Annotated in this window: 10 protein-coding genes; 1 reads left to right on the top strand and 9 read right to left on the bottom strand. The window is 61.9% G+C overall.

The genetic code is table 11. The features are described from left to right. Positions 1–114: 114 nt before the first annotated feature. The 3 genes from HRQ64_RS03310 to HRQ64_RS03300 all read right to left on the bottom strand — a co-directional run bounded on the left by HRQ64_RS03310 (position 115) and on the right by HRQ64_RS03300 (position 4,427). Positions 115–1,362, bottom strand: coding sequence for an amidohydrolase family protein (locus HRQ64_RS03310; protein WP_172122020.1), 1,248 nt, complete (start codon positions 1,360–1,362; stop codon positions 115–117). Further along, the gene (locus HRQ64_RS03305) at positions 1,359–2,627 is read right to left on the bottom strand and encodes an amidohydrolase family protein (protein WP_172122018.1); all 1,269 of its coding nucleotides are present in this window, start codon (positions 2,625–2,627) and stop codon (positions 1,359–1,361) included. The genes HRQ64_RS03310 and HRQ64_RS03305 overlap by 4 nt, the downstream gene beginning before the upstream one ends. A gap of 198 nt (positions 2,628–2,825) precedes the next feature. Further along, complete coding sequence (locus HRQ64_RS03300; protein ID WP_172122016.1) at positions 2,826–4,427, bottom strand: GMC family oxidoreductase; 1,602 nt, start codon at positions 4,425–4,427, stop codon at positions 2,826–2,828. 28 nt (positions 4,428–4,455) lie between these two features. Here HRQ64_RS03300 and HRQ64_RS03295 point away from each other — a divergent pair, with 28 nt between their 5' ends. Further along, on the top strand, positions 4,456–4,830 hold the full coding sequence (locus tag HRQ64_RS03295) for a hypothetical protein (RefSeq protein ID WP_172122014.1): 375 nt from the start codon (positions 4,456–4,458) through the stop codon (positions 4,828–4,830). 8 nt (positions 4,831–4,838) lie between these two features. On the opposite strand, the gene HRQ64_RS03290 is transcribed toward HRQ64_RS03295, so the two are convergent. The 6 genes from HRQ64_RS03290 to HRQ64_RS03265 all read right to left on the bottom strand — a co-directional run bounded on the left by HRQ64_RS03290 (position 4,839) and on the right by HRQ64_RS03265 (position 11,662). Next, positions 4,839–5,867, bottom strand: coding sequence for an oligopeptide/dipeptide ABC transporter ATP-binding protein (locus HRQ64_RS03290; RefSeq protein ID WP_172122012.1), 1,029 nt, complete (start codon positions 5,865–5,867; stop codon positions 4,839–4,841). Then, positions 5,864–6,853 carry an ABC transporter ATP-binding protein gene (locus HRQ64_RS03285; RefSeq protein ID WP_172122010.1) on the bottom strand — a complete coding sequence of 330 codons (990 nt, stop codon included), beginning with the start codon at positions 6,851–6,853 and terminating at the stop codon, positions 5,864–5,866. The genes HRQ64_RS03290 and HRQ64_RS03285 overlap by 4 nt, the downstream gene beginning before the upstream one ends. Continuing rightward, positions 6,853–7,713, bottom strand: coding sequence for an ABC transporter permease (locus HRQ64_RS03280; RefSeq protein WP_172122008.1), 861 nt, complete (start codon positions 7,711–7,713; stop codon positions 6,853–6,855). Before HRQ64_RS03280 ends, HRQ64_RS03285 begins: the two co-directional genes overlap by 1 nt. Positions 7,714–7,729: 16 nt before the next feature. Next, positions 7,730–8,665: a nickel ABC transporter permease gene (gene nikB / locus HRQ64_RS03275; protein WP_172122007.1), complete on the bottom strand. Its 936-nt coding sequence runs from the start codon at positions 8,663–8,665 to the stop codon at positions 7,730–7,732. A 70-nt stretch (positions 8,666–8,735) separates the two neighbouring features. Beyond that, on the bottom strand, positions 8,736–10,343 hold the full coding sequence (locus HRQ64_RS03270; protein ID WP_172122006.1) for an ABC transporter substrate-binding protein: 1,608 nt from the start codon (positions 10,341–10,343) through the stop codon (positions 8,736–8,738). Positions 10,344–10,435: 92 nt separating this feature from the next. Next, on the bottom strand, positions 10,436–11,662 hold the full coding sequence (locus HRQ64_RS03265) for an amidohydrolase family protein (RefSeq protein ID WP_172122005.1): 1,227 nt from the start codon (positions 11,660–11,662) through the stop codon (positions 10,436–10,438). Positions 11,663–12,451: the final 789 nt, after the last annotated feature.

The raw sequence follows: 12,451 nt of genomic DNA, 5'->3' as shown, positions 1-12,451 counted from the left end.
GAGTTCCTTCGCTGGGGTGCTGAGAGGTTGACTTCGGCGCCGATCTCGCGCTTCGCGGTCTTTGCGGAGATCGGCAGGGGTTGCGGAGCGGATTTGGAGGCGGCGGGCCTTCCATTAGGTGGCCACTTCCAGCAGGCGGGCGATGGGCTTGCCGCCCAGATAGACGCTGAGATTTTCACGCCGGCGCAGGATGGAAAGGTCATCGAGAGGATTGCCGGCGACGACGAGGATGTCGGCGAGCTTGCCCGGCAGCAGGCGCCCGGCGTCGATCTGCATGAGGTCGGCGCCCACGGCGGTGGCGCAATGGATGGCTTCGAGCGGCGAATAGCCGCCCTTGACCAGCAGCTCGAGTTCGCGGCCATTGCCAACGCCATGGGGCATGAAGAAGCCCGCATCGGACCCGGCAGCGACGCGAACACCGAGCTTTTTGGCGCGGGTCAGGCGCTCCCACTTAGCCTCTTCGGAAGCTTCTGCCCAGCGCCTCGTCTTGGGGGACGCATTGGGTTGGTCAAGTATATAGGTGGAGGACGCCTCGTTGACCGCCAGAGTCGGCACCAGATAGGTACCGCGCTCCACCATCACTTCTAGAGTGGCGTTGTCGATCCAGTGGGCGTGCTCGACGGTGTCGCAGCCGGCGGCAATGGCGGCCGTCAATGGCGGGCCGCCAGAGGTGTGCGCCCCGACCATGAGACCCTGCTCGTGAGCCTCCTCGCAGGCGGCGGTGATTTCGGCCACTGTCATCTCGAAGCGATAGAAGCGCTCGTCACGGCGCGAGCCGACGCAGGGGTTGAGCTTGATGAAATCTGCGCCGCGCTTGGCCTGGGAACGCACGCCCTTGCGGAAGCCGTCCGGACCGTCGCACGCCGCATTCATGTCGCGAAATTCAACGAAGTCCGCAAAGCCGGGCTGATCCATGTGACCGCCGGTGACGGTCAGCCCGAGGCCGGGGGCCTTGATCCGCGGGCCTTGGAGATAGCCGCTATTGATAGCGTTGCGCAGATCGATGATAACGCCCCCGGGCGCATGCATGTCGCGCAGGGCAGTGTAGCCATATTCCAGGGATTCCCGGGCATAGCGCGCGGCGCGAAGGGCCATAGCCGGATAGTGGATGGAGGTACTTTCGGCGCGGAACGCGTCGGGATCAACCTCCCCGCTATAGGCCAGGTGTACGTGGACATCGACGAGGCCGGGCATGAGTGTGGCGCCGGGCGGAGCGTCGAGGATTTCAGCCCCCTCTGGTGTGCCGATATCGGCGACGCGGCCGACTGCCTTGATACGGTCGCCTTCAATGAGCACGGCGGCTCCGGCCAGCGGGGCGGCGCCGGTGCCGTCGATCAGCCTATTTGCGCGGATCAGTTTCATGCGGCAAGCTCCGCTGGAATGGATGAGAGGAGAGTCCCTCGCTCCGCTACCTTGAAGCCGTCCTTGTAGACGGTGAGTTTTTCGACATCGGCCAGAACGCTGATATCGGCGAGCGGATTGCCGGCGACGACCAGCATGTCCGCGTGGCGGCCTGCAGTGAGAATGCCGGCGTGGATGCCCATGATTTCGGCGTTGACGGCGGTCGCCGCCACGATCGCTTCCATCTCGGTGAAGCCGCCCTGCACGAGGAGTGCCAGTTCGCGCCAGTGCATGGTGCCATGGGGGACCATGAACCCGGCATCCGTTCCGGCACCGACCTTTATGCCGGCCTTGCGGGCCTTTTCGAGCGAGATCCATTTGGCTTGGCGCGAGGCATGAGCCCAATCGGAAATTACTTGCCCGGGCGCGAGGGCCACTTCGAAATTGCGCTCGTTGACCAGCAAGGTAGGGACGAGGAAGGTGCCGCGCTCAGCCATGAGCTCGATGCAATCGTCGTCGATCCAGTGGGCGTGCTCGACACAATCCACGCCATTTTCGACGGTGGCTGTCAGCGGCGGCCCCCCCGAGGTGTGGGCGGCAACGAGGAGGCCCTGTGCGTGAGCTTCATCGCAGGCAGCCCGGATCTCCTCGGGGTTCATTTCGGGACGCCAGTATATGCCCGGCTTCTTGCGGGAGCCGACGCAGGTGTTGAGCTTGATGAAGTCGGCGCCGCGCTTGGCTTCGAGCCTAACGCCACGACGAAAGGCATCAGGCCCGTCGCACGCATGCGCGAAGTTCTCGAGCGTCACATGATCGGCATAAAACGGCAGGTCCATGTGGCCGCCGCTGACTGTGAGCCCTCTGCCCGGCGCCGCCAACCGCGGGCCGACCACATCACCCCGAGCGATGGCATTCCGCAGATCGATGATCGCGCCGCCGGGGGAATGCATGTCCCGCAGCGCGGTGAATCCGTGCACAAGCGATGATTGCGCATAGGCAGCCGCGCGCAGGGCAACGGCGGGATAGGACACGTCCATGCGGTCGGCACGGAGACGCTTGATATCCTCGCTGCCTGAATAGGCCAGATGGACATGGGAATCGATAAGGCCGGGCAGAAGCGTCGAACCGGGCGAGGTGGTGATGCGCCTTGCGCCGTTCGGCAGCCCTAGGTCAGTTTGTCGACCAACAGCAATCACCTTGCCATGCTCAACGAGCACCGCACCTTTTTCCAGGGGGGGCGACCCAGTTCCGTCAATTACCGCATCAGCTTCAAATAGCAGCTTCAATATACATCTCCATTTGGAGCAAACATAAGCTGGACAATATTGCGCAATGCCCAAGCACACAGCCATCAGGCATCGCCTTCTATTGTCGAACCTTGTTTTATTCCCTGGCAGGTGTCATCAACAGGAAAACCATTGTATCTTTGTATTACAATCTACATTTTAGATGCTGTCCATAGGCTCTCGGAAAATGAGGGTTGTTTATGCGGCGCAGGTTGCCAAGATTTGATCAGCGGTGCGCAAAGCAAAAGCCTGCGCGGTGGCCGTGGGATTGATGGCGGCGGAGGTAACGAAGGTGCTGGCGTCCGCGATGAAGAGATTGGGCACATCGTGGCAGCGACCATAGGCATCAACAACGGAACGCTCCGGGTCGGCGCCCATGCGCGCCGTACCCATCAGGTGAAAGCCCGCTTCGGCGCGCAATGGGGTATGGGCCGTCTCGATCGCGCCTGCAGCACGCAGCACTTCGTCGGCCCGAGCCATGCCGAAATCGAGAATGTTTCGGCTGTTTTGCGAAAGCGTGTAGATCATCTTTGGAGCCGGCAGCCCGTCGCTGTCCACCAGCGTTGGGGAGAGCGAGATGCGGTTTTCTGGATCGGCCAGATCCTCGGCGCAGACAGTGAACCCGCAGGTGTGGTCGAATCGTGCCTCAAAGGCGGCGTGGTGGGCATCACCCCACGGCAAGCGCGTGCCGTAGACCGCGCCCTTAGCCAAGGCCAGAGGCCCTGGCCCCCCGGTCAACTGCAGCTTGAGGCCGCGCTTGAAGCCGTTCTCGGGGCGGGTGGCGTAGAACTCAAAGGAAATCAATCCAGCTTTTTCGCCGCTGACCCAGGCCCCCAGGGGCTCCTCAAAAATGCCGTCTACCCGTCCATACGGATGGAGCATCAGGTTGCGACCTATGAGGCCAGAACTATTTGCCAGTCCATCGGGAAAACGACCGGACCCAGACAGCAACAAGAGGCGCGGTGTGCCCATCCCGTTGGCGGCGACGATAAATCGGTCTCCGGTGACCCTGAAGGTGCCGCCGCCCCCCTTACAGACCGCCGCGGTGACCAGGCCGCCAACGTCGTGTTCGAGCCGCTGGACGCGGGCGCCGGTGACCAGACGAGCGCCAGCAGCCAGGGCATCGGCGACAAAGGCCCGGTCGGCGCCGGAGCGCACCCGGCTGGGGCAGCCCAGATCGCAGGGGCCGATGTGGGTGCAGTGACCATTTTCCGGAGCATCGCCGTCGCGCCCGACGACCAGATCGACCGGCCACCAGTGCCAGCCAAAGCGATCGAAAACCTGGGCGATGCGCCTCCCATGGGCGCCGATGGTCGGCAGGGTCAAGGCGTGGTCGCCGCGAGGGGGTGCGGAGGGATCGCCGGGATAGCTCGCGACACCCCAGCGCGCTTCGTTGAGCGCATAATAATCAGCGAGATCAGCATAGCTGATCGGCCAGTCGTCGCCTACGCCATCAAGAGTGTTGATGCGGAAGTCCTCGGGCCGGAAACGAGGCACGTGGGCGGACCAGAAGATCGAGCTTCCACCAACTCCATTACCGACCATCGGCTTGATGGGTGTTTCGGCATCATCGACAGGATAGTCGTCCGGGCTGCGCCGGATGTTAGGATTGGCGTGGAGTTCGGCGCTGCGCCTGCGTTCCCAGTCAGGGCTGTCGCGACCAACACCGTTATAGTCGAACCAGTGTCCCCGTTCAAGCATGACCACTGAGATGCCTTTAGTCGCCAAGCGCCACGCCGCCGCTGCGCCGGTGGGACCAGCACCTATGACCACTACCTCTGCCTCAAGATCGGCCATCATTCACATCCTAAATCCCTGAGCCAACACCATGAACCTGAAGAACGACACACCGACCGAGACCCTTCGTTTCCTTATTTCGCTGCTGATCCCGAACAGTCAGGCCGATACAATGGACGGTGTTCTGGACGCCGTAGCTGGGCCAGAACTGACGCAGCTGCTGAGCGATATCGCCGGTCTCGATCGTGCTGCCGCCACGGCAGAAGTCGCGAAATTCGAACGGGAGCACCCGGAGCTTTTCGGGAGGCTCTATGATGGTGTGCTGGTGGCGCATTATTCGGCAGCGGGGACGCAGGAGCAGGTCCGGGAGCTAGCCAACCGAGGGCCTCGCGAGCCATCAACGCAGTTCGATCCACCCCTGCTGGACCGGGTGATCGCAACACAGGCCGGTAAACGGCGACTATGATAGCCTGATCAAGCTGCAACGGGCTGCGCTCCCATTGGCATGATCCGGTCGAGTTCGTGGGCGCGCCAGCAGGCGGTTTCGTGGCCGTCGGCACGCACCACCAGAGGCGGCTCCTCGCTGCGGCAGCGATCAATTGCCACGGGGCAGCGCGAGTGGAAGCGGCAACCGCTCGGTGGGTTCATGGGACTGGGGAGATCGCCATTGAGGACGATGCGGGTGCGGGTTCGCTCGACTCGGGGATCGGGCACGGGGACGGCGCTGACGAGCGAACGCGTATAGGCGTGGTTAGGTGAGGCGAAGAGGCGGCGCCGGTCGGCTTTTTCGACGATCTTGCCCAGATACATGACGGCGACATCGTCGGAGATGTGTTTCACCACGCCCAGACCGTGGGCGATGAAGATGTAGGTCAGCCCCAACTCGCGCTGCAGGTTCTTAAGCAGCCGCACGATCTGGGCCTGGATGGACACATCAAGGGCCGAGACCGGCTCGTCGCAGACGATGAGGTCGGGCTCGCAGGCCAGAGCCCGGGCGATGCCGACGCGCTGGCGCTGGCCGCCTGAGAATTCCTGGGGGTAGCGCCCGGCGTAGGCTGGGTTGAGCTCGACCAGCTCGAGCAGCTCGCGCACCCGCTGTTGGATTGCGGCGCTACCCTGGCGTAGGCAGTGAAGCCGGATGGGTTCACCGATGATGTCGCCGATGGTCATGCGCGGATTAAGACTCGCATAGGGGTCTTGGAAGACCATCTGGATGCGGCGTCGATCGCGTATACGCTCGACCTTGGTGGACTGCTCGACGTTGCGTCCCTTGAAGATCACCTCTCCGGAGGTTTGCCTTGTAAGCCCCACGACTGCGCGACCCAGCGTGGACTTGCCGCACCCGCTCTCTCCTACGAGGCCCAGGCTGGATCCGGCTTGGACCTTGAGCGAGATGCCATCGACCGCCTTGATCGCGCCGACCTGGCGCTGGAAGACTAGGCCACGATGAACGGGGAAATGGACCTTGAGATCGATCAGCTCGAGCAGGGGGACAGGGATCATGAGGGCACGCCTTCATAAGCCGCTGCAGGGGCAGCGAGGAAACAGGCAGCGCCGCGATCGACGCCAGTTACAAAAAGCGCAGGCTGCTCGCGCAGGCACCGGTCAAACATCACCGAGCAGCGGGGCGAAAAACAGCAGCCAGGCGGCCGTTTGGCGGGATCGGGGGGCGTACCCGGGATGGGGATCATCTCGGCGTCGTCGAGGTCGAAACGCGGCACCGATCCAAGAAGGCCGCGGGTATAGGGCATGCGCGGATCGGCAAAGACGTTCTCGGTTAGCCCGTGTTCGACCACCCGCCCCGAGTACATGACGGCCATACGGTCGGCGATGCCGGCGACGACGCCGAGATCATGGGTGATCATGATGATGGCCATACCGAAATCGCGCTGTAGTCCCGCGATGATGTCGAGGATCTGCGCCTGGATGGTGACATCGAGGGCGGTGGTCGGCTCGTCGGCGATCAGCAGTTTCGGCCGGCAGGCGACAGCCATGGCGATCATGACGCGCTGTCGCATGCCCCCGGAGAAATGGTGTGGGTAGGCGTTGAGCCGCTCTTGGGGTGAAGGGACTCCCACCAGCTTGAGGAGATTTATGGCCTCCTTGCGAGCCGCGCCCGCCGACAGGCCCATGTGCAGCTCGAACATCTCGGTCAGTTGCCGGCCGACGGTGAGCACGGGATTAAGCGAGGTCATGGGATCTTGGAAGATCATGGCGATCTCCTTGCCCCGAATGGCGCGCAGCTGCGCTTCAGTTGCGCTGAGAAGATCAGTGCCGGCAAAGCGCATGGTGTCGGCGCTGACCCTGGCCTTGCCAAGGAGGCGCATCAGCGCCAGGGCGGAAACAGACTTGCCCGATCCGCTTTCACCAACGATCGCCAGCGTTTCGCCGGGACTGAGGCGGAAGCTGACGCCCTGGACCACATCGATGACTCCGCGCTCGGTGGGAAAGCTGACGTTGAGATTTTCGACTTCGAGCAGAGCGCCCATCAGCGTGCCCTTATCTTTGGGTCGAGCGCGGCGCGGAGACCATCGCCCAGCAGGTTGAAGCCGATTACGACCGTAAGGATGGCGAGGCCGGGAAAAGCGGAAATCCACCAGGCACGTTGCAGCAGTTGCCGGCCTTCGGACGACATCAACCCCCATTCCGCCGTAGGCGGCTGGGCGCCCAGGCCGAGAAAGGAGAGCCCTGCTCCGACCAAGATGGCGTTGCCGACCTGGAGGGTGGTGAAGACGACTAGCGGCGCATTAGCGTTGACGAAGATGTGGCGCGCCATGATGCGTAACGGCCCGTTGCCAACCAACCAAGCGGCTTCGACATAAGGCTGTGACTTCACGGCGAGCACGCTGCCGCGCATCAACCGCGCATATTCAGGGACGGCGGAAATGCCGACCGCGATCATGACGTTGAAAATGCCCGGGCCCAGCGTGGCAATGATGATGAGGGCCAGGATGATGCTGGGGAAGGCCAAAAGCGCGTCGACGAAACGCGAGATAAGGGCGTCGACCCAGCCGCCGAAGTAGCCAGCGGCGAGGCCCAGTGATACGCCTGGGACAATGCCGAACAGAACGCTGATGGCACCAAGCATCAGTGAAACGCGGGAGCCATGAAGTACCCGGCTAAGCATGTCGCGGCCCAGCATGTCAGTGCCGAACCAGTGCTCGGGCGATGGGGCCTGGCGCGCGCGGCCGACCAGGACATTTGGGTCATAGGGGGAAACGAGATGGGCAAACACCGCAATCAGGATCCAAGCGAGGATCAGAGCCAAGCCGATGCGGCCGCCGGCGTCACTAAGAAAGCGCTGGAAGGCGTCGCGCCACGGCAGGGAAATGGTATCGGAATTCGCCATCGCGGTAGACTCGGCTCTAGCGTCCATAATGGATCCTCGGGTCGAGCCAGGCATAGGCGATGTCAACCGCCAGATTGACCAATACGTAGAGCACAGCGAGAAAGAGGACCGAGCCTTGCACCAAGGGATAGTCCTTGGCGATAATAGCGTTGACGACCATGCGACCCACGCCGGGGCGGCTGAACACGGTTTCGGTGACGACGGTGCCTGCAAGCATATTGCCGAATTGCAGGCCCACCATCGTGACGACGGGGATCATGGCGTTCTTGATCCCATGGCGCCACAGCAGAAGCCTGGGCGGCAAGCCCTTGGCCCGACCAGTGCGCATATAGTCCTCCCGCAGCACCTCGATCATGCTCGAGCGGACCAGCCGCGCAATGAGCCCGGCATTGATCAGACCCAAGGACAACGCGGGCAGCACGAGACGATCGAGGCTGCCGCCGCCCGAGGAAGGAAACCAGGCCAAATTGAAAGCAAAGATGAAGACCAGCATCAGGGCCAGCCAATAGACCGGCACCGAGGCGCCGAGATAAGACAGGGTCATGCAGAAGGCATCGATCCAGCCGCCCTGTCGCACTGAGGCGACGATGCCGAGTGGCACGCCGATCGCGAGCGAGCAGGCGATGCCCGCCACGGCCAGCTCCATGGTGGAGCCGAGGCGATCAAGAATCATATCGAGCACGGGCTCGCGATGGCGCAGCGAATTCCCTAGATCGCCAGTCAAAGCCCCTGATAGAAAGTTCCAGTATTGAGTTAACAGAGGCTCGTTAAGGCCCATCTGTTGACGCAATTCAGCCAAGCGCTCCGGGCCTATGGCACCGCCTTCGGCGCCAGCCAACATCAGCAGTGCCGGGTCGCCGGGAAGCAGATGCATGATGGCAAAAACGATGATGGAGATAAGGACCAGGACCGGCAACAATTGCACGATACGGCCAACGATGTAGGTGCCCATTGGACGCCCGCCTGACTATGCGTTGTCGAAGAATCTAGGTCGGCGGGCGCCGAGCGCCCGCCCTCGTGGACTAGTCATCAAGAGTGACGTTGTGCAGGTAGAAGAAGGTGCCTTCAGCCCCGAGTTCGAAGCCTTCGACGGCACTGCTGGCCACCACGAATGAGGGGTCACTGAGCGTAGGCACCATGAGAGCTTCAGTCATGATGAACTCCTGCGCCTGCTTGGCCGCTTCGCATCGGGCTGCATCATCGGGATTGCCGGCAACTTCCTCAAGCAGCGCGGTCAGGTCCGGATTGTCGTAGCCCGTCCAAGCCCAGCCGCCCGGCTGGTCGTATTTGGGGTTGTAAATGTCGTCGAGGATCTTGGGATCGGTGTTGCGCAGCCGTTCGTACATAATATGGAAGGTGCGCTGCTGGACCTGTTCGAGCTGAACGGGGCCGGGGACGATCTCGACCTGCAGGTCGATCCCGACTTCGCGATAGAGCGCCTGCAGCGCCTCGCCGATTTCCTGGTGGTGCAAAACCTGCCAGCGGATAGAAAGTGGGCTTCCGTCTTCCACGCCTTCGACGCTTTGGGCCACCCGAATGCCATCAGGTCCCTCAACCCAGCCGGCCGATTCGAGCAGTTCCATCGCCTTGGCCGTGTTGTGGGGGTACATCTCGATCGCGCCAGGCCAGAAGCAGCGATGGATATTGTTCAGGGGACCATCGGAGGCTTCATAGAGCCCATCGTAAAGCAGGTCATTGATCAGCGGCATGTCGCGCGCATACAGCAGCGCCTGGCGCACCGCGACATTGTCGAGCGGCGGATTGCGCACGTTCATGACCATGGACAGCCCCGTGCCCGCTTGGCCCTTGTTGAAGAGGGCAACGTCATCGCGGTCGGCATATTGAGAGACAGATAGAGCCGGGATCTGGAAGGCGATGTGCGCCTCGCCGGCATCAACCACGCTGCCGAGAACGGCAGGCTCGCCGATGAATTGGATGGTGACGGAGTCGAGCGATACTGGGCCTGGTTTGGGCATGATGGAATTCCATCCACCGTACTCGTTCCATCGGGTCATGCGGATGTGATCGTTGGGCACCCATTCATCGAGAATGAAGGGGCCCGTGCCGACCAGCTGCTTGTCGAAGTCCTGAAGGGTTGAGGCGGCGATGGCAGTCGGGGACCACATGGGGGCCTTGCGTGCTACGTCCATAAACGTCACCCATGGCTCTTCGTAGACGAAGCGCACAGTGTATTCGTCTAGGACCTCGACGGCGCTCAGAGGACCGACATTGTTGGCGAGCTGGGCGGAAGCAGTTTCCGGAGCAAGGATGCGATCGAAATTGAATTTGACCGCCTCGGCGTTGAACGGCGTGCCGTCCTGGAACATCACATCCTGGCGCAAGGTGAAGGTGTATGTGGTAGCTTCCTTCGATATTTCCCAGGCAGTCGCCAGCGCCGGCTGATAGGTGCCGTTGGGCGCCAAGATCACCAGGGGATCGGTCATGAAGCTGTCGAAGAGGATAGTCGTAGTATAGGGGTCGATCTGATAGTCGAGGTTTGCCGGCTCAATGCTTGCGGGCACGGCGATGATCAGATCTCCAGCCGCAAAGGCGGGCGATGCGGCCAGAGCAAACGCGCTGGCGGCGAGCAGAAGTCGCGCTGGCGTAAGGCGTTTCTGGAATGACGTCATTGATGACCCCTGTTTGGCGCTGTGTGGCGCCGATTGTTCGAAGTCTCCCTGGTAGTTTCCGGCCGCTGCCGCGGCTCTCTTGTTGATCGGCGCTAGTGGATTTCTACGCCGCCCTTAAACACGCGTAGACGGTCGTGCTTGCCGAGGACCGTGATGTCCTCCAAGGGGTTGCCGTCGACGATGACGAAGTCGGCCAACTTGCCGTTGGCCAGGCGCCCTGCTTCGATTTCGAGCAGGTCGGCGCTGGACGATGTGGCGGCGATGATGGCCTCCATGGGGGTGTAGCCACCACGAACCATAAGCTGGAGCTCGTAGGCCCCCCATTTCCCGTTTTCGAGCTGGAAGCCACTGTCAGTGCCGGTGCACACGCGGATGCCGGCGGCGCGCACCCGTTCCAGCGTTTTCCACTTAGCGGCGCTCGACTCGCGATGCCAACGCTTGCCCTTTTCTGACACCGCAGGGTTGTCCAGAGCGTAATTGGCGTGGACGTCATTAATGGTCAGCGTAGGGACAAAGGTGGTGTTGTGCTTCACCATCAGCTCTATGGTGGGCTCATCAATCCAGTGTCCGTGCTCGATGGTGTCGACCCCGTTACGAACCGATGCAGCGACGCCTTCGGGGCCATAGACGTGGGCGGCGACGTGCACGCCCTGCGCGTGCGCTTCGTCGCAAGCTGCCGCAATTTCTTCGTCGGTCATTTCCCTGCGCCAGAAGCGCGTGGGGCTGTTGTGGTAGCTCACCCAGGTGTTGAGTTTGATGAGGTCCGCGCCTCGCTTGAGCTGCTCCCGCACGCCGGTCCGGAAGCCAATCGGGCCGTTGCATGGGGAGAAGGTATTGCTAATCTCGACATGCTCAGCCCAGCCCGGCGGATCCATGTGGCCACCCGTGACGGTGAGGCCCATACCCGACGCCTTGATACGAGGGCCGGTGACGTAGCCGCTGTCGATGGCTTTGCGCAGGTCGATGATGACCCCTCCAGGCGCGCCGACATCACGGACCATGGTAAATCCCGACTTAAGGGTCGCCAGCGCGTAATGCGAGGCCCGTAACGCCAGATCGGCGAAGGACATGTGCAAGAATTCATCCCGGTGGATCCCACCCTCGGTGGGGGTGCCGGGCGACCGCAGGTGAACATGCACGTCAGCCAAACCCGGCAGCACTGTCCCAGTTGTCTCGATCAACTCCGCATCGGCAACGTCACCAATGTGTCCGGCGCCACCAATGTCGAGGATGCGGTCACCCTCGTACAATACGGCGCCACGCTCAATTGCGCCGCCCATCCCGTCAATCACCAGGTCTGCTCGAATGACATGACGCATCAAAATCACCGTAGTTCCACCTCCGAGGCAGACTTTCATACAATATACAATGGCGCAATATTGTGCTTTCGCATTTTATGATGAAAATACGCTCAGTGCTTGAGCAGTAATGGAGGCGCCGGTTCACCGGCAGAGCGCCGAACGGGTTTACCTGACTATTATGTCCATGGATCCAATTCAAAGCCGACGTCCAATTCTGTCCGCGAGCCAGTTCATCCAATAGGGTGGGTCCGAGCAAGCGTCCGCTCCACACGATCATTCGAGGCTTTCCTGGTCCCGAAGAAAAATTACCAATGAGCTTTGAAGTTATGGGCGGTTTATGAAAGCGTAGGGTATGTGTAACCGGGTTTCCCGCCACAGCGTATTGGGCAGAACACCCGGGTAGCCAGCAATGCGCCGTGATTACGCCATGTGAGCGGCAAACAATTGCGCCGGGATAGGCGTGCTCGAGGCGATCGTAGCCGGGCACTACCCCACGCGCCTAACTATACCGGGAATTCTGAGCGGGAGCGTTGCTTTGGGGAGCGCAAATGCTTCATCGCTGAGGTCGGGGTGTGTGGATGCTTAGATCACAGCAAGGACAGCATGGGAGTCGGCAGTTGAATACTGCAGGTGACCACGTCGCCAAGAGCACCGTCGCATGAAAAAGAACCTCCCCGACAGCCCGGGATACGAGCCCACCGCCAGCATGCACCTTGGCACACTCGGTGGGCACGGGAAGACATCGAAGCTGGGCGGGCAACCAGATCGAACGCGGCCATTCACTCGTTGGCACCCGACGGCAGCTTG

Origin of the sequence: Devosia sp. 919 (assembly GCF_013185965.1) — a bacterium.
Classification (GTDB): domain Bacteria; phylum Pseudomonadota; class Alphaproteobacteria; order Rhizobiales; family Devosiaceae; genus Devosia.
This window is presented reverse-complemented; position numbering and strand designations above follow the sequence as displayed.